The 23,366-nt window shown below is 33.4% G+C and carries 32 protein-coding genes; 5 read left to right on the plus strand and 27 right to left on the minus strand.

Translation table 11 applies throughout. The features are described 5' to 3' along the window. Positions 1-151: 151 nt before the first annotated feature. The gene (locus tag H9632_RS09505; protein ID WP_191703877.1) at positions 152-463 is read left to right on the plus strand and encodes a hypothetical protein; all 312 of its coding nucleotides are present in this window, start codon (positions 152-154) and stop codon (positions 461-463) included. 217 nt (positions 464-680) lie between these two features. On the opposite strand, the gene H9632_RS09510 is transcribed toward H9632_RS09505, so the two are convergent. The 15 genes from H9632_RS09510 to H9632_RS09580 form a co-directional block, all read right to left on the minus strand. Beyond that, entirely contained in the window at positions 681-1,277 is a 597-nt protein-coding gene (locus tag H9632_RS09510) for a CAP domain-containing protein (RefSeq protein WP_191703878.1), read from the minus strand. Between the two features lie 272 nt (positions 1,278-1,549). After that, positions 1,550-2,356 (minus strand): DUF2935 domain-containing protein, encoded by an 807-nt coding sequence (locus tag H9632_RS09515; RefSeq protein WP_225223772.1) that lies wholly within the window; start codon positions 2,354-2,356, stop codon positions 1,550-1,552. 92 nt (positions 2,357-2,448) lie between these two features. Beyond that, a complete protein-coding gene (locus H9632_RS09520) occupies positions 2,449-3,126 on the minus strand; it encodes an ABC transporter ATP-binding protein (protein ID WP_191703879.1) in 678 nt (225 codons plus the stop codon). Next, on the minus strand, positions 3,127-4,248 hold the full coding sequence (locus H9632_RS09525; RefSeq protein WP_191703880.1) for an ABC transporter permease: 1,122 nt from the start codon (positions 4,246-4,248) through the stop codon (positions 3,127-3,129). An 893-nt stretch (positions 4,249-5,141) separates the two neighbouring features. After that, complete coding sequence (locus H9632_RS09530) at positions 5,142-5,666, minus strand: GNAT family N-acetyltransferase (protein WP_191703881.1); 525 nt, start codon at positions 5,664-5,666, stop codon at positions 5,142-5,144. Between the two features lie 46 nt (positions 5,667-5,712). Further along, complete coding sequence (locus tag H9632_RS09535; protein ID WP_191703882.1) at positions 5,713-6,261, minus strand: NUDIX hydrolase; 549 nt, start codon at positions 6,259-6,261, stop codon at positions 5,713-5,715. A gap of 187 nt (positions 6,262-6,448) precedes the next feature. Continuing rightward, complete coding sequence (locus tag H9632_RS09540; RefSeq protein ID WP_191703883.1) at positions 6,449-6,730, minus strand: hypothetical protein; 282 nt, start codon at positions 6,728-6,730, stop codon at positions 6,449-6,451. A gap of 117 nt (positions 6,731-6,847) precedes the next feature. Next, positions 6,848-7,273: a FosM family fosfomycin resistance protein gene (gene fosM, locus H9632_RS09545; RefSeq protein ID WP_191703884.1), complete on the minus strand. Its 426-nt coding sequence runs from the start codon at positions 7,271-7,273 to the stop codon at positions 6,848-6,850. A gap of 136 nt (positions 7,274-7,409) precedes the next feature. Continuing rightward, positions 7,410-7,886: a GNAT family N-acetyltransferase gene (locus H9632_RS09550; protein WP_191703885.1), complete on the minus strand. Its 477-nt coding sequence runs from the start codon at positions 7,884-7,886 to the stop codon at positions 7,410-7,412. A gap of 143 nt (positions 7,887-8,029) precedes the next feature. Continuing rightward, on the minus strand, positions 8,030-8,557 hold the full coding sequence (locus tag H9632_RS09555; protein WP_191703886.1) for a DUF3841 domain-containing protein: 528 nt from the start codon (positions 8,555-8,557) through the stop codon (positions 8,030-8,032). 110 nt (positions 8,558-8,667) lie between these two features. Next, positions 8,668-9,225, minus strand: a complete 558-nt coding sequence (locus H9632_RS09560; RefSeq protein ID WP_191703887.1) for a cysteine hydrolase family protein — start codon at positions 9,223-9,225, stop codon at positions 8,668-8,670. An 89-nt stretch (positions 9,226-9,314) separates the two neighbouring features. Further along, the gene (locus H9632_RS09565; RefSeq protein ID WP_191703888.1) at positions 9,315-10,163 is read right to left on the minus strand and encodes an MBL fold metallo-hydrolase; all 849 of its coding nucleotides are present in this window, start codon (positions 10,161-10,163) and stop codon (positions 9,315-9,317) included. Between the two features lie 231 nt (positions 10,164-10,394). Beyond that, on the minus strand, positions 10,395-11,414 hold the full coding sequence (locus H9632_RS09570) for a DUF4179 domain-containing protein (protein ID WP_191703889.1): 1,020 nt from the start codon (positions 11,412-11,414) through the stop codon (positions 10,395-10,397). Next, complete coding sequence (locus H9632_RS09575) at positions 11,411-11,974, minus strand: sigma-70 family RNA polymerase sigma factor (protein WP_191703890.1); 564 nt, start codon at positions 11,972-11,974, stop codon at positions 11,411-11,413. Before H9632_RS09575 ends, H9632_RS09570 begins: the two co-directional genes overlap by 4 nt. 168 nt (positions 11,975-12,142) lie before the next feature. Then, the gene (locus H9632_RS09580) at positions 12,143-12,340 is read right to left on the minus strand and encodes a hypothetical protein (RefSeq protein WP_191703891.1); all 198 of its coding nucleotides are present in this window, start codon (positions 12,338-12,340) and stop codon (positions 12,143-12,145) included. 569 nt (positions 12,341-12,909) lie between these two features. On the opposite strand from H9632_RS09580, the gene yidC reads away from it, so the two are divergent. Next, complete coding sequence (yidC, locus tag H9632_RS09585) at positions 12,910-13,680, plus strand: membrane protein insertase YidC (RefSeq protein WP_318247691.1); 771 nt, start codon at positions 12,910-12,912, stop codon at positions 13,678-13,680. A gap of 80 nt (positions 13,681-13,760) precedes the next feature. Here the strand turns inward: yidC and H9632_RS09590 are convergent, their stop codons facing one another. The 5 genes from H9632_RS09590 to H9632_RS09610 form a co-directional block, all read right to left on the minus strand. Beyond that, positions 13,761-14,084 (minus strand): hypothetical protein, encoded by a 324-nt coding sequence (locus tag H9632_RS09590; RefSeq protein ID WP_225223773.1) that lies wholly within the window; start codon positions 14,082-14,084, stop codon positions 13,761-13,763. A gap of 627 nt (positions 14,085-14,711) precedes the next feature. Then, complete coding sequence (locus H9632_RS09595; RefSeq protein WP_225223774.1) at positions 14,712-15,824, minus strand: S-layer homology domain-containing protein; 1,113 nt, start codon at positions 15,822-15,824, stop codon at positions 14,712-14,714. Positions 15,825-15,888: 64 nt separating this feature from the next. Beyond that, a complete protein-coding gene (locus H9632_RS09600) occupies positions 15,889-16,443 on the minus strand; it encodes a hypothetical protein (protein WP_191703892.1) in 555 nt (184 codons plus the stop codon). Positions 16,444-16,512: 69 nt separating this feature from the next. Next, entirely contained in the window at positions 16,513-16,869 is a 357-nt protein-coding gene (locus H9632_RS09605) for a hypothetical protein (RefSeq protein WP_225223775.1), read from the minus strand. Positions 16,870-16,908: 39 nt separating this feature from the next. After that, positions 16,909-17,100 carry a hypothetical protein gene (locus tag H9632_RS09610; protein WP_191703893.1) on the minus strand — a complete coding sequence of 64 codons (192 nt, stop codon included), beginning with the start codon at positions 17,098-17,100 and terminating at the stop codon, positions 16,909-16,911. A 182-nt stretch (positions 17,101-17,282) separates the two neighbouring features. Here H9632_RS09610 and H9632_RS09615 point away from each other — a divergent pair, with 182 nt between their 5' ends. After that, complete coding sequence (locus tag H9632_RS09615) at positions 17,283-17,708, plus strand: hypothetical protein (protein ID WP_191703894.1); 426 nt, start codon at positions 17,283-17,285, stop codon at positions 17,706-17,708. A gap of 81 nt (positions 17,709-17,789) precedes the next feature. On the opposite strand, the gene H9632_RS09620 is transcribed toward H9632_RS09615, so the two are convergent. The 4 genes from H9632_RS09620 to H9632_RS09635 all read right to left on the minus strand — a co-directional run bounded on the left by H9632_RS09620 (position 17,790) and on the right by H9632_RS09635 (position 20,302). Further along, complete coding sequence (locus H9632_RS09620; protein ID WP_191703895.1) at positions 17,790-18,491, minus strand: MraY family glycosyltransferase; 702 nt, start codon at positions 18,489-18,491, stop codon at positions 17,790-17,792. A gap of 184 nt (positions 18,492-18,675) precedes the next feature. Then, positions 18,676-18,936 (minus strand): alpha/beta-type small acid-soluble spore protein, encoded by a 261-nt coding sequence (locus tag H9632_RS09625; RefSeq protein ID WP_191703896.1) that lies wholly within the window; start codon positions 18,934-18,936, stop codon positions 18,676-18,678. Positions 18,937-19,001: 65 nt separating this feature from the next. After that, positions 19,002-19,571 carry an RNA 2',3'-cyclic phosphodiesterase gene (gene thpR / locus H9632_RS09630; protein WP_191703897.1) on the minus strand — a complete coding sequence of 190 codons (570 nt, stop codon included), beginning with the start codon at positions 19,569-19,571 and terminating at the stop codon, positions 19,002-19,004. A gap of 302 nt (positions 19,572-19,873) precedes the next feature. Then, positions 19,874-20,302 carry a GNAT family N-acetyltransferase gene (locus H9632_RS09635; RefSeq protein WP_191703898.1) on the minus strand — a complete coding sequence of 143 codons (429 nt, stop codon included), beginning with the start codon at positions 20,300-20,302 and terminating at the stop codon, positions 19,874-19,876. Between the two features lie 359 nt (positions 20,303-20,661). On the opposite strand from H9632_RS09635, the gene H9632_RS09640 reads away from it, so the two are divergent. After that, entirely contained in the window at positions 20,662-21,084 is a 423-nt protein-coding gene (locus H9632_RS09640) for a hypothetical protein (protein ID WP_191703899.1), read from the plus strand. A gap of 57 nt (positions 21,085-21,141) precedes the next feature. On the opposite strand, the gene H9632_RS09645 is transcribed toward H9632_RS09640, so the two are convergent. Both H9632_RS09645 and H9632_RS09650 read right to left on the minus strand, forming a co-directional pair. Beyond that, positions 21,142-21,543, minus strand: a complete 402-nt coding sequence (locus H9632_RS09645) for an MFS transporter permease (RefSeq protein WP_191703900.1) — start codon at positions 21,541-21,543, stop codon at positions 21,142-21,144. A 119-nt stretch (positions 21,544-21,662) separates the two neighbouring features. Then, positions 21,663-22,298: a hypothetical protein gene (locus tag H9632_RS09650; RefSeq protein ID WP_191703901.1), complete on the minus strand. Its 636-nt coding sequence runs from the start codon at positions 22,296-22,298 to the stop codon at positions 21,663-21,665. Positions 22,299-22,483: 185 nt separating this feature from the next. Between H9632_RS09650 and H9632_RS09655 the strand changes: the two genes are divergently transcribed. After that, the gene (locus tag H9632_RS09655) at positions 22,484-22,861 is read left to right on the plus strand and encodes a nuclear transport factor 2 family protein (protein WP_191703902.1); all 378 of its coding nucleotides are present in this window, start codon (positions 22,484-22,486) and stop codon (positions 22,859-22,861) included. Between the two features lie 123 nt (positions 22,862-22,984). On the opposite strand, the gene H9632_RS09660 is transcribed toward H9632_RS09655, so the two are convergent. Further along, positions 22,985-23,230, minus strand: coding sequence for a hypothetical protein (locus H9632_RS09660; RefSeq protein ID WP_191703903.1), 246 nt, complete (start codon positions 23,228-23,230; stop codon positions 22,985-22,987). Positions 23,231-23,366: the final 136 nt, after the last annotated feature.

Genomic DNA, 23,366 nt, shown 5'->3' on the forward strand with positions numbered 1-23,366 from the left:
GTTCCTCCTTTAGCGAAGCTTACGGACAATATGTAAGAAAAATCAAGAATTACAAAATAACGATAGATGTACGAGTCTAAAAAATATTTTTTGACGCTCATAATTGGCGCAAGCCATTGATACATCAACATTTATAGAGGGAGGATTAAAATTGGCTAATATTTTTACATTTATTATTTTGGCGTTAGTTGTAATGGTAATGGTATCCGAATTTTATAAAATGAAATTCGAGCGTAACAAGGAATCCCAAGATGAAAGAGGACAATTAATTATTTTTAAAATAAAGTCGTTTTCTTACACTCTTCTAACTAGTGGAATAGTCATTGGAGTAATATTAGTAGCAATATTTGAGTTATTTAATCGTGAATTTTTTATCTTTTATGTAATGTTAGTCTTCTTCGTTCAAAGCATAGCATCTTCAATATATTTAGCCATTGTAAAAAAACATAGTCTTTTACACTAGCTAATTCTATCAATGCAGAGGTCTTGTACCATATAAGCTAAGAAGGAACGAATTCCTGATCATAGAATTCGTTCTTTTTCACTGCCCTCTACTGAAAACAAGCGCTGATTCTTGTTACAGAATTAGCGCCCGCTTGTTCAATAATTAACTAAAAATATTTGTCTTGAAAATATGTAATTATTTCAAGCCTTAATTATAGTTTTGAATAATGATAATTTTATTTTTTAATAAACATTTGTGTCCAGTAGTTACCGTCTTTAACGTAGCCTACACCAATATGTGTAAATTGCGCATTCATAATATTTGCTCGGTGGCCTGAACTATTCATCCATGCGTCCATAACTTGCGTGGCTGACTTTTGACCTTGTGCAATATTTTCACCGGCTGATTTATAGCTGATATCAAATTTTTTCATCATATCAAATGGTGACCCGTAAGTTGGGCTTGTATGGCTAAAATATTTTTTGTCGTGCATGTCTTGTGATTTATATTTTGCTACACGTGCAAGCTCCCAATCCATTGTAAGTGGGGCTAACCCTTCTTTCGCACGTTCTTTGTTCACCAAGTTAACTACTTGCTCTTCTACTGCTTGTTGTTCATTTTCAGAAATAGTAATTTTATCTCCAACATAAATCATGTCCGGATTTTTTAGTGTAGGGTTTAGAGAAATTAATTCGCTTAGACCGATTTGATTTTTAGAAGCAATCTTCCAAAGCGTGTCCCCACTTTTTACTGTATAGGTAGCTGCAGATGCAGAGTCTGGCAGCGCTAAAAGCATAATACCGAAGAACAACACGATACTTTTTTTCAACATTACTGAATCATTCCTTTCTTGTTGTCTATTACAAGCTTACTAGAAAACTATTCTAAAATCATTAGGGAATGAATGGCGCCTCTTTTGCATTTGTGTTACAAACGTTACAATTATGACTAGCCACTACACGGTTGAAGTTTTTCATCCTTCAGAATCCATGCTACATGAGCCTATTTTTAAGCTATTCAAACGAGTGTATCCGACATAAAAAAGAACGCTAATCATTTAGATTAACGTTCTTCATTTATGATTTTATTAGTATTTCAAAATAACTATTTAGTCGACTCTGCTAATTTCATTAAATAGTATTGTTCCTCCCTCGCCATGTGGTCAGCCATAGACGCTGTAAATGTCCCTAACACTTCCGCACTTAACTCCATTTCTTCAAGTTCATTTAGAAAAGTCTTAAATAAACCCATTTCTACTTCAACCTCATCGTTAAATCTATTTATCGCCGGGAATTTTTGTATATTTGTACGTAAATAGCCAGTTAATTCTACAGCTTTCAAATAAAATTGATCAAAGTGTTTTGTAAAAGTACTGCTTTTTTCCTTTAACCGTCTTTCTACACCATCCAATTGGTCATTAATGGCACCTGCATGACCCGATGCATCTAACAACCAGATTAAATGATGATGTAACTCGTGAAATATTGGTGGTATTTCCCCCTGTTTGAGATAGTTTAATATACGTAAATATTCTTCTAATTCATTTACCATATGATTTATGAAAGTAGGTGTTAAATGAATTTTCATTTCACTTGTTATATGGCGTTCAATAATCGATAGTTTGAAGGCCCTTAAAAGTTTTATTGATTCTTCAACATTATTAGCGAAAAAAATCGCATTGGATTCGTTAAGTGTACTTACTTGAGAAAGTAGTTGATCAAAGTGATGGATAAAGGAGGCAGCTTTAGAAATGTCCTCTTGTTCAGAAGGATATAACGAATCATAAATAAATCGTGAATGATCTCCTAGCACTTGAAGCCAAAACTGATGTTCAAAAACAGCACTCTTCAAATAATTTTCTATGCTATTTACATCCCCTTTTTTCACACTGGTAATCAATTTATTCGACATGGAATCGCTTTATGAGAAATTCTATTTTATATTCAAAAATAAAAATAGCTTATGATAATCAAATTTGATTTCATAAGCTATTTCTTAGTTTATTATCTTTCTAGCGTTAATACGCCGTCTTCCATGCGGTACACTTTATCACAGAACTCTAGCATACGCTCATCATGGGTTACCATAACGGCTGCTTTATTACGTTCTTTTACTTCATATCGAATTTGTTTCACTACTTCAAATGCACGGTTAGAGTCTAAACTTGCTGTCGGTTCGTCTGCCAAAATAACGTTTGAGTTGTTAACAAATGCACGAGCGATCGCAACACGTTGACGTTCTCCCCCTGATAATTCATTCGGGAATTTCGATAATTTTTGCCCTAAACCTAAGTCTTTTAGTAACGCTTTCGCGAATTTGACTTCTTTAGCAGTTACTTTGCCTTTCATCTTACATACAAGCAGAAGTTGATCCAATACATTTAAATACGGGATTAAGTTTGACGTTTGTAAGATGAAGCCGATGTCTGTTAAACGGAATGAAGAAAGTTCTTTTTCTTTCATTTGCCCAATATTTGTATCATTTACTAATACTTCACCTTTAGAAGGTTGTAGAAGCGCACCAGCGATCGATAACAATGTACTTTTACCTGAACCGGATGGACCAATAATTGCGATGAATTCACCAGGATTTACAGATAGTGAAACATTTTTTAATGCATCAACTGTTGAGTCGCCTTCTTTAAATGATTTTGTAACATTTTTTAATACTAAACCTGTCATTTATTCCACTCTCCCAATCGCTGTTAATGGATCGATTTTCGTTACTTGACGAGCTGAAATCACGGAACCTAGAACAGAAACAATTAGTAAGACAACGGCATAAATCAGTACCATTTTAAAGTCTAAGTTAAATGGCATTCCTTCTGGGAAGACTAAAGCCGTTAAATATGTCAATCCAATACCAGCGATAATGCTTCCTAATGATAAGACAAATACTTGTGAGATAATTGAATTTTTAATAAAACGGTCTGAAGCACCAATTGCTTTCATAACACCGAATTGTTGTGTTTTTTGTAAGATGAATACATAGAAGAATACAGCGATAATTACTGCTGAGATGGCAAACAAGAATGCTAGCATCATATAAATTGTTGCACTTTCTTCTTTATAACCAGGCATACCCATAATAGCGTCTGATTTTGTTACCGTTTCAATTGCATCATAGTTGCTTGCAATCGCATCTGCATCTACATTTTCACCTTGTAGCGCAATCATGGCTACTGGGCTTTCTAACCCATTGTCTGAGCCAGGTGCTGCGAATGCATAGCTTTGCCAAGTTTCAACGTTTACAAATACTGTTGGTAAATGGTTAAAAGTTTCACCTTTTGTAATACCAACAACCTCTAACGTAATGTCAGAAGATGTTACTTCGAATTTATCACCAATTGAATAGCCTTTATCTGCTAAAGATTCGTCGATAACGACACCGAATAAATTGTCATTTGAAAGCTGTTTACCTTCAATTACTTTTGGCTCGATGAATTTCCCTGGCTCAATCCCTAAAAAGGCTACATCTTCATTTACTTTTGAGTCTGTAATCTTAGGATTGTGTACGATAATTGTAGATTGTCCAAATTTCGCTGCTTCTTTGACACCGTATTTACCTTCGATATCATCTGCAATTGCTCCAGACACTTTCGTTTTCATCATCGTTCCTTCAGAACCCTCTTCATAAATGAAAAGATCACCGTCAATATTTTTCATCGTTGCCGCTGCTAATGTTGATAATCCATTACCTAGGCCCGACAAAATAAAAACAAGCCATGCGATTAGCATGATAATAGCGCCAATCATTGCAAAACGAGTTTTTGAATGTTTCATTTCTTTTATTGCTAAAAACATTCTTAGTTCCCCCTATTAATATGTCTAATAGAAATAGATTATACGAAAATAAGTTATCCCTACCTTAAAAACTATCTTTATATAATAAAATTCTCTTAAAAACTAAAAATAGCTTTATCGAGTTTGGATAAAAACATTCACGTTATCTACTTCTCTTACAGAAGTATAGCTCTCCAATATAAACTTTATATAAACTTTTCAACATTTAATAAGATGATTCTAAAATAACAACTATAGAAGGATTTCCAGTATATTCATTATATTGGTATACTTTTAATACGTTGTATACTTACACTAATACCTTCCTTAAAGTAAGAATTTAGCGAGTGATAAATCATAAATAATAAATAACGCTCCCCTGTTATTTAAGAGAGCGTTTGTGTGTGCTTTGAGGCGTTTACTTGTTATTTAAGTTATCTAATTTTCTTTCAAGCGCCTCTACTCGTTCTTTTAAAGAATTCAATTCGTATGTAAGCTTAACATCACTATTCTTTTTTGGTTTTAATATAGTTTTATAAATTAGATTGAAGCTCCATAACATGATTGAAAAACATATCCCCAGTATCAATAAAACAATTAATATACCGATAAAATTCTCTAAAATAATATGTCACTCCTTTACCCTTAACTGTCATAACAATTATAAAAACCCATATCAATGCGAATTAAGCAATTAGGGGAGCAAAAAATAAGCGGAGGATTTCCGGTTATTTGGTGGATTCTAAGCATTTCAGGGAAAATAAGGGGAGAATTTCCGCTTATCTACCACAAAACCATGGAATTTTATGTTTTTTTAATAAATAGACGGAATTTCTCCGTCTATTTTTGTCGCTTAACCTGATCTCCTCAGCTTTATATAACTCATCCCAAGCGAGACTTCTTTCCGAGAAATCCTATTCCACTATGGTTGCTGTTAATTTGCTATCTAGTTTTCTAATCGCATGCACCGAATTATCCTGAATAATGCCTGTTTCTACAAAACCTAATGAAGCGTAAAATTCTTTAGCTACGACATTATCTTTATGATAAAAAAGGTCTACATGTTGCGCTTCCCCATATGGGATCTTTTCAATATCCGCCAACATTTTTTCAAAGGCAAGTTTGCCATATCCTTTCCCCTGATAACGCTTATCAATCATAAAATGCCAAATGAAATAGGTCTTCTCCCCATAAAAATCTTCATTTTGAAATGATTCATGATCTGTCGTGTCGTAAATATACATCAAAAATCCCACCATATTATCATCAGCATAAATGGCTAATGGAGTCGCTGGTATACCATCTGTGTTCAACATATGAGCGTCTGCGAAGCATCTAAGATTAGTAGTTTCTAATATAAATTCTTTCTGATTTTCTCCAACATCAAGCGCTATTACTTCATCTATGTTATCCCCGTCTATTCTTCGTAATTCAATCATTTTTTATCTCCTCCCCTTTAAATCACCATTCGCTTAAGAAGAACCATTACGTTTCCATAAGGTACATTTTAGCCATCATATAAGCATGTGCTGTAAAAAGTTGTGTGTTAATCTCTTTTTTTCGAATTAAATTTCCCATATCATTAAAATCTATTAATTTAACAGTTAGTTCTTCAGTATCATCTAGATCCTGTTCAAATTCTTTAAAAGCATCGAGAATTAGATAAGTTATTACTTTGTTATTTTGTGTGGCTGGATTCACCATGAATTCTCCCAAATAGATAGGCTTTTTCACTGAAATATAACCTGTTTCTTCTATTACTTCCCGAATGATCCCTTCCTCATATGTTTCATTTTCTTCGATTTTTCCAGCAGGGACTTCTAGGTAAAAATCTTCTCCTACGTAACGATACTGTTCAACAAGTACAATCTGATTCTCTTTTGTTATAACCACTGCATTTACCCAATCTGAGTATTCATTTACATAATAATCATCAATCACAATTCCATTCGGAAGCTCGCATTGGTCTTTTCTAATATTGCCGAATGGACTTTTATGTATATAATCTGATTTTATTGTTTTCCATTTCCTCATAAACAACCACCCTTTAATAATTGTAAGAATCCGTTCCTCACTAAGTTCATTACCATAAATTGTAACTTTTTTCTTTGTTTTATTAAATGATAATAAATAGCCATACGTGTGGTCTTAATTATTGCAAAACAGCCTGCATACAAAAAAAACGAACTTCTGTAAAGTCCGCTTGTAGTAGAAAAATTATTTACTTGAAATATTCTCTATATGCTGTGATAAAAGCTTCTGGTGAAGATTTCACATTATACGTATATACACCTTGTAACGTGTGTAAATAGAGAATACCACCTTGATTTGCAATTTCCCGATAAGAAAAATCCGTTACCACCTTAATCGGAAATTCTCTATGCTGTGTAATGACCTTATCAATGTATAAGAAAATAATTCTTTCATGCTCAATTTCAACCTGTTCAATACCTGTTACTTTTCTTTCTACTTTTATATAAGGATGTTGCGCTATCAAGCTCATGTGGTCCTCCTAAAACATAGACTTATTCCTATTATCTTATCACAAACAGATTATTTAGTTATCTAATCTAAGGTCCGCATTAATTAATTGTTTCTATAACTATGAACATTATTTTGTTTAATAATCGTAAAATTCCATATGTTTTTTATCTTCTTTATAATAATCAAGCCTATCTTGTAAGGTTCCCGAATGAAATTCAAATTTATGACCGTCTAAATCCGTAAAATAAATTGATTTTTTATCTCTTTCATCTCTCGCTCGTCCTGATAAAATATTAACGTTTAAATTTACAAGCTTTTGATAAATCACATCTAACTCTGTTTCGTCTATCGAAAATGCTATATGTGTATAAGATAGCTTAACTTCATTACGAGGAATATTCTTTTCTTCATTAAGAGCAAGCCAAATACCATTTAAATCAAAATATGCTGTACTTCTACCTTTAACTAATAGTTTTGCATCAAATACATTTTTATAAAATTCTATCGATTTTTCCAAATTAGAAACTGAAAACAAGAGATGATTAAGACTTTTTATAGTCATCTTACTTCCTCCTAAAATAGTTACTTAATTTAACAAAAAAAAGCACTTTAATAATAACTTGTTATTCCACAATCTGGATTTCGAATGTAATATCAAATAACCTTATCTAAGAAAGCACTTTACAGTTGAAGCAGAGTTATGTATTTTGCAACAATAAATTCATTACAAACTGTTCACCCTTAGGACCAATTTTTCTCCTACCTGTATCCTCAAAACCTACTCTTAAGTATAGTTTCTGAGCTGGAATATTTTTATGATTAACGACTAAAATGATCTCATCACAATTAGGAAATTCAGTTTTTACAAACCCTCTTAATAAGAGCATACCTTGTTTAGCATACCCCTTCCCTTGCTTCGCATGATTAACTGACAATGCAGTTAACAACATAGCTTTCGAGTTATCAGAATATTCCTTTACTCGTTCAGTTGAATGCAATAAAAAGAATCCTACCGGTTCATTTTCGCTTAAAATAACAATACGGTATTGGCCTTCTGTCACATTTAAAATCTGACTTGGTAATGCAGTAAACTGCCCTTGTTCTTCTGGAAGTTCAAAAGAATTTAATACATTTAAATATTCTTTCGAAAAATGCTTTAGTTCAACCTTTTCCATAAGTGTAGCCTCCCTTGATTCACTATATTTTACCATAAGGATATATACTTCACCATTTGCTCCTTAATGAAAAAAAAGCGTGATTCTTATTACAGAACCGCACTCCATCGTTAATTCCTATTACCTCTAATTTATAAAGTAAACTATTTCGCAATAAATCGTTCCACTTTGACAATCTGATCCATTGTAATTTTTGGAGTGACACCTTGCATCCACTCATCATCAAAATTGCCTGCCCATTCTTTAGGACGACTCGCAAGCCAATCCATATCAAATAACCTCTCCCAGGTTTCTTTTATCTCATGTAATAAGTACCCACGTTTATCAAACTCTTCCCATTCCATTTCATCAAATGTAATTGGACCTTCGTTTAATATATTATGCCATACTTCAAAAGGAGACCAAAGAATGTTCTCTTCGGGGATATCTAACTTTAAAATGATGCCTTTTGTTCCCTTTTTAAAAATTGCCTTTTCATTACGATTAACTTGACGTTCCCATACCCATATTGGCGGTATTTCACCTATATAGTTAGGTAGCCGCTTTTCCATTTGTTCCATCATCCACTTATATGCCTCTGGAAACATTGAGTATTTAATATCTCCTGTTAAGTAACCCTGTTCTCGCATTAATTTGTTGGCTGATAGTTTTTGTACGGTATAAACAATCATTACTTTCTCCTTTGTATGTAGCTTAATGTTCTATTCGTACTATGTCTATTAATGAAAACGAGCGCTGATCCTTGTTTGCAGAATCGCGCACGTCTAAAAATTTAAAATAATTACCTATATGAATCGTGAATTGGACTAAACAAGTCTTCTTCTGAATTTCTGACAATTGAAAAATGATCAACATTATAATGACCGTGAAGTGTAGCATTATGATGTTTTATAATTTGTTCTGCACTTAAAACATCATTACCAATGGTTGAATGCCCATCACCAACTAATGTTACATCAAACCCATTTATAGTTGCTGTTCTCACCGCGCTATCTATACAATGCTGTGTTTCACAGCCCATAATCACAAGGTGTTTAACGTGTTGTAATTTTAAATATTCTAAAAGACCCGTTCCATAAAAGGAGTTTGTTGCAGCTTTATCGAAAATCTTTGCTTCAGTGGGAACATTAATTTCATTGTGAATTTGAAATCCATCACCTTTTCCCTCAGCAACATCAAGATCCCTTATAAAAACAACTGGAACATCTGCTTCTCTTGCTTTTTCAATCACTTTATTAATATTCCTAACAAGCAGCTCTTTATTGAAAACCGGCTTAACCTTTTGATTTCCATCAATTAACTCTTGTTGTGCATCAATAATTAATAATATTTGATTCAAATATTTACCCCTTTCAAATATATGAGACGAAATTTAAGTTCCCCTCAGGACCAATCGTCACCACCCAACAGGTAGATAATGTACTAAATTTATTGGGATCGGATAATCTGATTATTTACAAATGCTTTTATAAAGAACAACTCATCATCATTTGGGGTTCTGTTATTTTCAAGCTTGAAGGATTCTATTGCACTTTCTAATGAAGGTGATTTAACCGCTTCACTTGCTGCTCTTAACTCTCTCCAGAATGTCGTCATTTCCTCTAAATCGCAAATTGATTCATGACCTATCAGAAACGCTTCAGCATTATATTTTTGAATGTCTTCAATCATTGGTAATAATAAAGATTGTTTATATTGAAACAGAGAATTGGTCGTTGTACCATATACACAATCCCCTAAAAAAAGGACTTTTTCATCTGGGATATAAATGATGGTCGCATCGTCTGAATGGGTACTACTAATTTTTTCAAGCACACAAATTTTATTACCTAGATCAAGCGTTAACGTTTTTTCAAAAATTATATGTGGAGAGTTTAACTTAAAACTATCTCTATTTGGAATCTCTTCTTGAATAATCTCAATACACTTAGCGCTCATCAATTTTGTCCGCGCATACGTTTGTAGTGACTTGTCATCAAATGTGTAATTTTGCCATGTTTTTAATAATTCGTTTGTTTGACTATTAACAATAATAGTTGCATCAAATTCATTCATGCCTAGGAAATGGTCCCAATGCGCATGGGTAATTACCGCATATTTCACTGGAGGAACATTTAGCTTCTCAATTTCTAGTATAAATTCCTTAGCATGCTGAGTTGAGTTACCACAGTCTATTATTAGACTATACTGGTCACCACAAACCAGTCCTAATGTCGGTCGATCGTTTTCATCTTGATTGGGCATATAATAAATAGTTTCGCTGAATTTGTTTAACATGTTATTTCCTCTTTTCTAGATATTAGTAAGATAAAAGAGAAAATCTTCATGTTTATCTTATATTAAATAAAATAAATTAAGATTTTCTCAGATTAGTTGTTTACCATTGGACTAGTACCCCCTCTCAAATATGGAAAAGTATAACATTTATAATCATTGTTAGGTAGCCTTAAATAAAAATGAGCACTGATTCTTGTTACAGAATCGCGCTCATAAACTCCTTTGGCTCAATTATTTCTTCAAGTCAATTACAATAGGATCGAGTTCTATTTTTATGTGACCTTCCCCAAAATTAAGACTGGCAATTTCAATTGGCTGAATGATCAATTGACTTGCACCTTCTTGAATCGTACTAAATTCCGTTGTTCCCATAAATGTTTTACCATTATCGTGAGACATACCTCCACCACCAAGCTCATCTAAATACACATGTCCAAGGTCGTCTGTTACTCTAAATGTAGGTGTCACACTCTCCCAGGTTTTAAGCAGTTCATCAGTCACCACTTGTTCATATGAAATAACGGTTGATACCGGAGTATATTCAATCGATTGAAGCGTAAATGTCACGTCTTCGTTTTGAACTGTTTCATTCAGAAGTTCTAGATTTCCTTCTAAACGTTCTAATGAAAAGGCAAAGTACCAGTCACCTTTTATTTCTGAACCTTCGAAATCTGTAAACTTTTCAGGCTTCCAAGTTACCTGTACCATTTCAGGATATAGAGCATCCTTGAAATGGGGTGTAATACTGGCAATGCCAACATAACGTGTATCAGAAATCCTTTTCATTTCCCCCGAACCTCCACCACCAATGGAACCTTTCACGTCAAACCAGCCATGAGAAAGTATATCCATTTTATCACCAAATGAATGCTCAGTTTCAATTGCGTAGGAAACGGTAATATTTGTCCCATCATAAACAGCATTTTCTATCATTACAGTAGTCCCATTACTTGTTTCAACAAGTCCCACATCAGTAGAGAAGGTTTCAAAATTACTAGAACGCTCATCTTCCGTAAAATAACCTATAATATTTTCCATAAACGGAATTTGGGATGCGATTGTAGGAAAGGCAAACCCAGTTGTTATCGTGGCACTAAGAACTATTATTGAAGCAACGACAATATTTCGCCATCTAGGTGCTTTTTTATGTTTTTTTAATACATGCTGTTTAACACGAGCTTTTTCCATCTCTGTCACTTCGAGCAGTTCGAGATGATCAATGTCCAAATCCGTCCATTTCTTCAGGCTCATAAAAATCGCTCCTTTAATTTTGTATTTGTCGCTAATAATTTTTTCCCTCGATATAAGCGATTATCAACAGCAGCTTTTGAAAGATTTAAATTCTCAGCGATTTCATTATTGGACAGTTCCAAATAATATTTCATGATGAAAATATCGCGGTCAATATCTGTTAATTGACTAATAGCCAGTAATACTTCATTTTTATCCTCACGTTGCAAGATGAATTGATCGGTCTGTAAACTACCAGCATTTTCTTCAAGTAGCATATCTGATTGTTCTCGAGCAATTTGTTTTTCAGTTTGGCGATACCGATCGATTGCTTTATATTTTGTAATTACGCCAATCCACTTCTTAAAATCTTGAGCATCTCCTTGAAACTGATGGGCATTTTGCCAAACAGTTAAAAAAACATCATTGATACACTCATCAATATCTTGTCGTTTCATATTGTATAAAATTTTCGTAGTGATTGTTTTGACAAGTGGCATATAAGCATCAATAATATACTCGAGTGCATCTTCTTTTTGCTTTTTTAATCGCTTAATAAAGTTTGTTGATGAACTGTTCATTTACTTCGCTCCCTATGTTATTGAAAAAGCTTTTTCATAACGTACAACGAAAGCTAATCCTTTTTATTCTCAAAAATATTCATTAAATTTAATAAAAGGTAATCTTCATTTGATTATAATGGAAAAAAGAAAAAACGCGTCCCTGCATTTTTGCAGAACGCGCCTTAGTTAGCCATTATATCCATCACCAAATCCACGAATAAATCCATGAATAAAATCCGGTGATTCAACAAGAATCAGACAGATTATAAAACCTATGCCAGCACCAACAAGTTTAATATTTTTCTTTGTTTTACCTACAATAAGTAATAATAAACCTATAACTAAAGCTAGAGCAGGAAAAATATAGAAAATAGACTCAAGCATAACTGTACCCTCACTTTCTTCAACTTAACATTTACAAATACATACTACAATACCTTTATTTAACAGTAAAGAAATCCTTATTTTAAGTACCTAGCTACTCCCTCTCTTTTTGTAAGCTCCTCAAGCTCAAGCCTTTAAATATTATTTAAACAACGCTTATTTTATCAGCACCATTTCCATAAATTGTATTGAATGTTGAAACTTTTCTTAGCGTTAAACGTAATAAGATTATATGAATTTATATTGAGGTGTTTTCATTGTTAGATATTTTGCTCGAATTTATGAATCTACCCGTCATGCTTACGGTATACTCAAGTATTTTACTGAATTTTGCTCTAGTCTATATTCTATTATCAAATGGATATTTTACATATTTTGAAATAAGTTACCCGATCTATGATCAGCTCAATACATTAACACAAATAGTAATTAATGAAAATTTCTTTATTACTTCCCCTGTTATCGTTTGGCTACAAAGGTCAACGAAAAGATACGAGTACTCCGATGAGGAGGGCGACATCTCTATTCTTCCTACAATCATTTAAAGATCATTACTAGGAGGAAATAGAGTGTACAAATCAAAAAATTTATTTTTATATATGGGTATTGCATTAAGCGCATTATCCTTATCTGGTTGCCAGCAAAGTAATGGAGATGGCACCTTTCAAAAAGTCTTTGTCAATCCGTTTATAAGCAGTTTAGACGGACTTGCTGGAATATTGGGTGATAACTACGGTTTCGCTATCATTATTGTTACGATCATTATTCGACTTATCATTATGCCTTTTATGTTAAAACAACAGAAGAAGCAGCAGGAAATGAAAGTAAAGATGGCGTTGGCAAAGCCCGAAATAGAAGAAATTCAACGAAAACTTAAAGAAGCAACAAATCTTGAAGAAAAACAGAAGATACAGGCGGATATGATGAAAGTGTATCAAAAGCATGAAATTAATCCTTTAAATATCGGATGTTTGCCACTTCTTATTCAAATGCCCTTCCTAATGGGCTTATACTACGCCATTACGAGTTCAGAAGAAATTGCTACCCATTCATTTTTATGGTTTAGTCTTGGGCAGCCAGATTTATTTGTCACGGCAATAGCGGGAATATTATATTTTGTTCAATTTAAAGTTTCACAATCTGCAATGCCAATCGAACAGCAAAAACAAACAAGATTTATAGGATTACTGTCACCGATAATGATTGTGATTTTTTCTATTAATGCCCCAGCAGCTCTACCGTTGTATTGGTCAGTCGGCGGACTATGTCTTATCTTACAAGTGCTCCTGGGACAAAGGCTATATCCTCCACAAATCATGCAACCGGAAACTAAAGGATAAAAACCATTAACTAAACAAATAAAGTAGATGCTTAACATGTCATATGTTGAAGCATCTACTTTTTAGTTAGTTGCGTTAATTTAAATTCTTTTACTACTTTCTGTTGTCGTTCTATTACGATATACAACGAATGTCATGATGTTTAAAAAGAGTGTAATAACAAGGAGTACTGATCCTGCAACCACGACACCTCCACTTGTATCCATAAGAGCAGACCAATCCTCAATTTTCACTAAATAGTTATTATATAGTAGCTGAAAGTATAACGAAATAACACAGGCACAAATACTTAGCATGGAAAGAACTACCCAATTACTATTGTTACGGCTTCGAAAAATATTAACAACAGGAAGTATCCAAGCAATAAGCCCTAGCACAAGACTACCAATATTAAGCCAACCCATTATATAACCCTCCCCCTTAAGTCCAAAAGTAAAAGCATATTCCACAACAACTCTCTTATTGTGAATTAGACGGTATATTTTGGAAAAGGTTTCGATTTATGGTTCATCACCATAACATGGTGTTGATTTTTGGCAAAACGCCTTAGTAGATAGAAAGTGCCTTATTTAAGTTTTTCAGTACCCGCCCAAAATAAGGGAAGAATTTACCGTTATTTGAAGGATATAGCTCATTTTGGGGTAAATAAGGGAACGTTTTACCGTTATTTTAAATAAAATCCTGAATTTTCATGCTTTTTAGGTCAATAACGGAAATTTCTCCCCTTATTTTGACTATTTTTTATGTCATTTTCGAAATAACGGAAATTCCTTCCACTATTTTTTTCATAACCAATACAATCTACAAAAGCTTTGTAGCCACGCCGTTCGGAAAGTCTGTCCCGGAATGTAGTACAACGGATGCGAGCTTCAAAAACACTTGCTTCAACGCGCTTTCCCGTAGCGAATCTTATTTTTTCAATTTTGTCATCCCCAACTTATGGTGATGAACTCATTTTATAATATAATCTTGTAACACACTTACTGAAAAAAAGCGCTTATCCTTTTTACAAAATAGCGCTGGTTGTTGGTTTATTTGTTTAAGCTTTTTTCATGTATTCGATAAATCATAGCCGCCATTTGTGCTCTTGTTACTGGGTTGTTCGGACCAAAACGGCTAATAGTATAGCCAGCCATAATTCCTTCTTGTTTCATCGTTTCAATCGCAATATATGCCCAATAGTATTTGTCTACATCTTCAAATGAATTCTCACCATTATTCGCAGATCGGCTATAGAAACCTGCATTATAGAATATCTGTGCCATTTGCGCTCTTGTTAAAATAGTATGAGGTGAAAAACGACCTTCGCCAATACCATTGATTATTTTATGTTGCGCTACTAAATGAATCGATTCTAATGCCCAAAAACTCTTCTCCACATCAATAAATGAAGTAGTTTTATTTAGTGGGGGCAACGATAAAAACTCACTTAGAATAGCAGCAGCTTGAGCTCTTGTTATCTTATTATTCGGTTTATATGTACCATCAGAATAGCCGGAGATCCAGCCCTTTTCAGCTAAGAACATAATCTGTTCCTCTGCCCAATGTTCGCTTATGTCTTTGAATTTTTTATTATCATACTGATATAAATCCCATTCATCCATTACCCCGCCTCCTTTATTTCGATAATAGTCACCTCCCAAATGGTTATATCCGGCATTCGCAATGTCGTATAGATATTCTTTAGATGCTCGATCAAAACTCCATCCCTTTTTAATTCTTTTATCATAATTTGTTTTTGCGAAAAGATATCTCTGATTTAATAGTAAGTTTCCTGCTAAATAGTTTACCGCTTCTTTATAAGTACTAAATGCACGATACCAGTTATCTCTTCTTTTGCTTTCATCGTAAATTTTGCGATCTTCTCCGTAATCAGCGAGCACAGGTACCCGTTCATAATCTTCATCAGGCTGCCCTTGTAGTTGCCAAGCATTCTCTGGATTATATCCCCATACTTTTATTCCAAAAAGATTATTGGCATTGATTGCTATTCTTGTTGTTCCATAGCCACTTTCAATAATAGCCATTCCAATAATAGCGCTAGCAGGGATCCCCCACTTTTCATTTGCTTTCATTGCATCACCATCGTGTATGTGGAAGAATCGATATAAGGTGTTATATTCATTTTCATCAAAATCTGCCAAAAACTCATTTTATTTCGCGTAAATAAGATAAACAAAGAATTGATTTTCTCCCATAGTTAATCTCCTAGTTTTTACGTCGTTTCCTTCTATTTAAAATGATTAAAATGACAATGAAAATGGCTAATCCCAGTGAAGTCCAAATTAAAATTTGATTTCTAGTTTGTTCACCACTTAAATTAACTTCTTCACTCGGAATCTCACCTTCTCCTAGTACCACCAAATCGTTTTGTGAAGAACTCAACTTATTCGTACGACTACATATGATTGATACAAGCGATTTTGCCCCATACATCGTTGATTCGTTGGCATAAACCAAATATTCATTTTCCTCAATAAAATTAAATCCACAATCTGCATCACCTACACCCTTGGTAATAAGAATTTGTGTTTGTTCAACACCCTTCCAAGTATTTGTTACCTCAAAAAGAACTGATTTATATGAATATCCTTTTAGACTCTTTTTCTTTTTTATATCTAACACTTTCCCGCTAAATACTGCGTCTGAACGTTCAAGTTCTTCTTCTACACTTGATAATTCTGCACAGGAACACGCACTTGTTATTGAAGGAAAAGAACCTATAATAAAAATGAAAGTAAGAAGTATCATTGCTTTCCTCAAAAAAATCATCTCCATCACTCCCATAATTATCTTATAGTACAGAGTCGCTGCGATTGCGAAAGACTATCATTACTTCTCCCTATACTTACCATCCCTAATTGCTTTTTTATATTTACCTTCATCTTTTATGGCAATTGCTTCATCTGTACTTATCCCTTGTATAGCATAATACTTTGTGCCTTTTTCATATGTATTCGAGAAGTTTCCAGAATAAGTTCCTTCCATATCAGAATACTTTGTTACTTCGCTGATTTCTTCATCTATGCTTTCTACATATTCGGCGGTTAATTGATAAATATACCCATCCCAAACAACAAAGTTAAAAGTCCATTCTGCTGATGAATTGTCAAATGGATTGGAATTGGAACAACCTGATATAAAAACAATAGCTGTGACTATACAGATAAAGTTGTATTTTAACCTCAAAAATATCCCCTCCGCTTAATATTCATTCTTTTACAATCCCTACTTATATATGATTTCGCCATTTTTCAAAAAATCAATTACCTTTTCTTTAAGTTCCTCTGGTTCTATCCAATTTTCATCAAGAAATTCATCTAAAGGTGTAATTTCCATTTCCACTGATGGATACTCCAGCTTAAGGTCTGCTAAAATGGTAATTCCCAGAAAAAACATTATGGATAACATTTTTTTCAACTACCCCACCCCTTTTTGTTTTAAAATATCTAATTGTAAGAATATCGTATCAACATATGGTATAAATATCCATTTACTCCCTTGGATTCACAAATATTTGTAATTACATCCATTCGAGTAAATAACTTTCCTTCGTGGTTTTTGAAAAGTTGTGCTATATTCATTATGTCAGGAGTGAGTTGATGAAAAAGTTTTTAACATTTACAGCAATAATTCTTGTTTTACTTGGAGCAGCTGGTTATGCTGTGTGGCATTTTGGAACAAATATCGCATCCGAAAAAATTATCGAAAAAGTGGAAACTAATTTAGATGATGAAAGTCTTAAAGAAGTAAATACTTATATTGAGAACGATCCGAAGCTTCAGGAAATGGTTAGCGAGGCAGCAACTACAAATCCAGATTCTCTTCCCTTCCAAACGAAGGAAGAAGCGACACGTTTGTTAATAAAAAAAGTGGGCGTTACTCGTTTACTGGATATTCAGCAACAAGCGCAAAATGGTGCAATCAATAAGGACGCACTATTAGCCGAAATCGAAGGTAAACTGTCCGAAGATGAACTTTCTGCTTTAAAGTATGTTATATTTAAAGAACTCAATAAATCAAACTAGTCATAATACAAAACGCCAAAAACAATTTATAAGGGCTCGATTCCGCGAATTAGGAATCGAGCCCTTTTGTTTTACTACTTACTAAATAAAACGATATTTACTTGATAATTGTGAAATAGCCAAAATAATAGTGAACCCAACAACCAAATACCACACTATATTAATAGAGATCACAAACATGATTAAGCTAAATAAAAGCGCCACTAAAGAGCTAATTATAATGGATTGTACACTCGGTAATTTATTTTGTAAGATGAGATACAATGCTAACGGCAATATTAGTGTGAAAATCGGAATATAAATCATCACAAAAGTGTGCTGAAGCAAGGCTAATGATAGTACTGCAATTACAAAACCGATAGATGTAGTAAATGTTCTTCCCATATTTCCTTTACCTAAAAGCAGTACCAGCATAATTGTTAAAGCCGCACACATGCCTATGATTGAAACAAATGAATACCCCATAATTAGAGCTGATATAGAAAAACAAACTAAAGAAATACATGGTATCAGCAAGATTATTGGTTTTTGCTGTTTTTCAGTATTTAGTACATTTGTAAAGCCAACAAGAAATAATAATGCAAATGGAATCGTTAAATAGCCTAATTCTATTTGATTAAAATGGGTAATATAACTAACTTCAAGATTACCAAGCAATATAATGACCAATGATGCACTAATTTGACCTACTAACAACCAAACACTTGATAATTTCAGCTTTTCAGTAAGCTTCGTTGTAAATACAATTATAGTCAAACCTAATAATAAAGATAAATATAGCAAATTTATCCCTCCTAATGATTTCTTTAAAGCTGCCACTTCGTTTATGTAATCTTAATCCTCTTTATACTTTAACATAAATATCCAATTTATTCTTTACCTTCTCAACCTTCTGGATTAGAAAGATAAAAACCCCGAATAGATACACATTTGAAAGTGTCCGCTATCCAGGGGCCAGTCCATTTATTTACTGATCTTTCTTTATGCTTTCCTGAGCCATCCTTACTAGCTCCTTGACCATATTCCCGCCAATTCTTCCACCTACTTTACCAGCTTCTTCAGAAGTAAGTTTCCCGTTGTATCCTTCCTTAAGGGGAATACCTAATTCTTTAGCTACCTCTAATGCTGCATCTTCTGGTTTGCTAGTGCCGGATACTTTCGCTTTTAATTGATCAAGCTGTTGTCTAGATTCGGGTACAAGTAATTTATTTCTGTTTCTCTTTGCCATCGAATCACTCCTTTAATACTAGCATAGGCAACTAAGGGCAAAGTATGCGATGCAGATAATGTTAATCATTTCGTCAATGCAAACACCGCAATTGGTTCATATTTTGGTGTATTTTCTAAATTTGATTTATATAATACAATTTCATTTACTTGAAAAGATAAGGCCTTTTCTCTAAAAGGGTTATGCGTTTCTAAATCAACCATTTTAAAATCTTCACTCTTCCCCCACTTCCGCGCCAAAGTGATGTGGGGATGATAAGGACGTGTTTCAAGAGTAAAGCCTTCAGCAAGACAAGTTTTATAAACAATTGCCTGAATTTGAAATAACTGTTCCACTTTGTTCACCGCTCCCCAAAATATACGAGGAGCTTTTTGAGGACCAAACACATTCAGTCCTTCAATATCTAACATAAACGCTTTTTGATTTTTAAGAGCTTCCCCAACTGAATGAATAACAGATTGAAGTTGATGTGGATTAACGGAACCAAGAAAAGCAAGGGTTATATGATAATCACGTAAATCCACCCAACGTTTAAATTGGAAGATCGGTTTAATTCGTGTCAGTTCATCATAAATTGTTTGTTTCACATCATCCGGAATACGCACTGCCCAAAAATAGTGAGCCTCTCTCTCCATGTGTTTTCACCTCTTTTGCTTTGTTGATTTAGAATTGACATCCATAAAGGAATTAATGCATTTATATGGTTAAAGAAAAATAAGCGGAGGATTTCCTCTTATTTTTAAAATTGTGCTCATTTCAGTGAAAATAAGGGTAGAATTTCCGCTTATTTACGATAAAATCATTAAATTTTACGTTTTATTTATAAATAAGGGAAATATCTCCGTTTATTTTGGTTATTTTTCACTTTAATTTTAAAATAAGCGGAATTTGTTCCTTTATTTTGGAGGCTTTCCCTCGGCATATGTACCAAACCTATTTAAACTAATTTCTTCTCCATTATCCAGTAAGTATCATGCCAACCAACATGCACATAATCTAATTGTTTATATAAGCGGCAAGCCGAATTTCTTGGATCTACATTTAAACATAGTTTCTGATACTCAAATTTTATTGCTTCCGCTTCGAGCGCACGCATTAGTGCATGTTCAATTCCTTTACCACGAAATTCTTTCAGGATGGCAATTCCGATTTCGGGCGTTTCAGCATTACCAAAGCCTTTTTGTGCTTCATCAAACAGTCGCAACCAAATGGCCCCAATCGCCTGTTGTTCATTTTCCGCAATCAAGCCTATATCACCACTTTGTTTCCCCCAACCCTCTACATATTTCGAAACAGACGGTTCGTTAAGTATTGTTCGAGGAAAAGGTTTTTGTCCTTCTGGTACAAACGCAGATTCATACACCATATCCCATAAGAAGGGTATATCGCGTTCTACAAGACTTCTTATTTCAAACAGTATGAACCTCCATTCGACGAAACTTTGTTATTTGAACTAGTTATCTAATACTTATTAATTATTGTACATTAATATCTTTTCTTCGCTAGATTTATTATAAAAACCGTTATTATATATCAAAGTGGAGAAGGCTTACTAAACTACATATTAGACAGATGAGTAAATGTTATACTTAAAAACTGGAGTAAATTGGTACATTAAAAAAAATCCATCTATGCATTCAAACAGCAGCGATTATTAAACTAAGTGAAAAAAAGAAATTTAATTTCCTTTCATTTAAATCCGATTAATAAACGAGGAGGTTTTCAATGAATAGTCCTAATAAACAAAAATCAATTGAAGAAGAAATTAGGGATATAAAAAAGCAGACACTAAAAGTATTGACTATCATTTTCTTAGGCATCTTATCGTCCATCATTTACTGGATTTATTTTGAAGAGGACCTATTAGTTGAAAGCCAGTCTCCTTTTGACGATAAAAAAGTAATTATTAATGAAGTTGGAAATTGGTTTATTGGAGGTTCCAATAAAATTAAAATCTATTTTAAAGAGGATGGAAGGACTAGAAACTTCAAAAGAGTTGAAGTTGATAACTTCCGCGAATCAAATACTAAGGAACGATACAATATTGTGTGGATAGATGAGAACAGAATCTCTATAGCCATGGTATTTGAAAGATCTACCCAAGGCTTGGAATATAACTTTACTACTAATTCTATTGAAATGGAATAAACAAAAAAACCCCTGAAAACTAGTATCCATCCATACTAATTTTCAGGGATCACGATATTATCCTGCATGTTCTTCCTGTAAATATGACACATTCACACGTTGATAAATGATACCGTATACAATCGTCATTAATACCACACTTGCCACCATCACTGTAATACTCGGAAATATAAATGCTTTACTCATCGCAAATAAGACATCTGTACGGAACCAGCTTTGGAACGGTATACCGACACTTAAAAGGGCAGCAAAGAATACCACTTTCACACCAATATGCTTTTCTTTCATTTTACGAATCATCCCATTAATAAATAAACGTAATGCTGCTAATCCAGCCCCAACGAAAAAGAAAATAACTAAATAACCTTTCACCGCTTCATCTAAAATAAACGCTTTACTCATCATTACTATAATAATTGCAGTAGCAATAGACATCATCACTTTTGCTTTTTTACTCATCATTGTGTCCTCCTCAAAATTCAACATATTGTTGATTTCTATTTATAGTTTAAGTCGAATCAATAATGATAGCAACGAACAAAATTGGACACATTGTTGATTTTTGAAATTATCAAATGTCATTTTATATTTTTATTAAAATTGGCTTTAAGTAAATAAACAACATCATATTTTTCTATTTCATTAATATGACCATTAACATCCTGATAAAATTCAGCGCTAAGGGAATTCATTCTTCCATCATTTGAATAACAAATACTGCCTAATACAACTTCGTCTTCAATAGATGTATTATCCCCCCGGAAACTCCCCCACACACTTGACATATCATCTAAATCTTTTGAATTTGCGTCATATGCACTGATTGAACTAACGCCTTCCTTACCGCCAACTGCCATATTAAATGTCGGTTGCTTTGAGATAGAGTTTTTGGAAGTTGTGAATATAATTGATCCATCCCCCTCTACCTGCGTCGAAAGTTCGCCAATTTTATCCTCAATCAGATTTCCTGACTCATATTTTTCTATCCATATAGTTACTTCTTTGTATTCTTTGTCTGTATTGAAATCATATACAAATGATTGATCAGCACTACTCGACAGAATCGCATTTTCTCTGTCTGTTAGTTCAGCGACAGAAATTGTATTCTTATTTGAATCAAATAAAAAATAATTTAGTAATAATAAAATTAGCGCTAATGCAGAAAAAACAAGACTGGCTATATTGGTCTTATTCATTTTCTTTTTACTACTCATTTAGTCCACCTACTTTTAACAGTTTTAAATACAAAATTCCCTATATTTATTATACAGTAAATATGTTCCTATAAAATCATTTCCTTACAAATGGCATATTCTTTCCCCTATGATTTAGAGGATTTTAATTGAGTAATATAGAAATAAGTTTAGATGTAAGTAATTAAAGTTAGGTGGTTATAATTATGATAGAGAATTTAAAAGAGCATTTACAACAATTAGAGGAAAGTCATACCGGTATGGAAGTAAGAATGAGTAGAGAAAAACTCGATGAAATTTTAGCTGAGGATTTTTTTGAAATTGGCAGCTCTGGTTATATGTATGATAAGAAAGAATGTCTTGAAACAGGTGTTGTATTGACAAAAATGAAGCTACATAATTATGAAATCTATCCGCTTGCTCACGACGTTGTCTTAACAACATATTTTCTTGTAGATACTACAAGGGAAAGAAATACACTTCGTAGTTCAATATGGAAATTCATTGATGGAAAATGGCAACTTTATTTCCACCAAGGTACAATCACACCACTTCAATTAAATAGTATTATGAGCAGTTTATAGCTAGCATTATTAAAAGCTAATCTAAGTAATCCGTTTGAATTAGAAAAAAGGCCTTTCCTCAGGTTCAGGAAAGTGCCTTTTATTTGGATAAGATTACCTTATCTTCAACAAACTTAATACTAGTTAACCAGCGATTCCTCTAGCTAGCACAATTAAATATACAAAAACCAAGACTCCTCCGTTTAATAAAACACCTAATATTCCAGACAACCACTTCTTTGATAGTACTGCAAATATAATACCAAAAAGCGAAAGCGTCCCAAGTACGATAATAGCCATCAGCAAATTCGCATTAGGCCCTCGTATAATTAAAAATGAAATGATACTCGCAATAACCATCAGTAAAGAAAGAACTCCTAGCTTGTTCATTTTATCCCCCATTTAATTTCCAAATATCCTTTTGGAGTGTTGTTTTGTATTCTAATATTGTGTAATACTAATTACTCTGATTATGAAAAAAATCTAATAATCTGTCAAAAGAATGGATGTCCGGCGTATCGCCTAG

The sequence above is a fragment of the Solibacillus merdavium genome, assembly GCF_014836935.1.
GTDB classification, from domain to species: Bacteria; Bacillota; Bacilli; order Bacillales_A; family Planococcaceae; genus Solibacillus; species Solibacillus ferritrahens.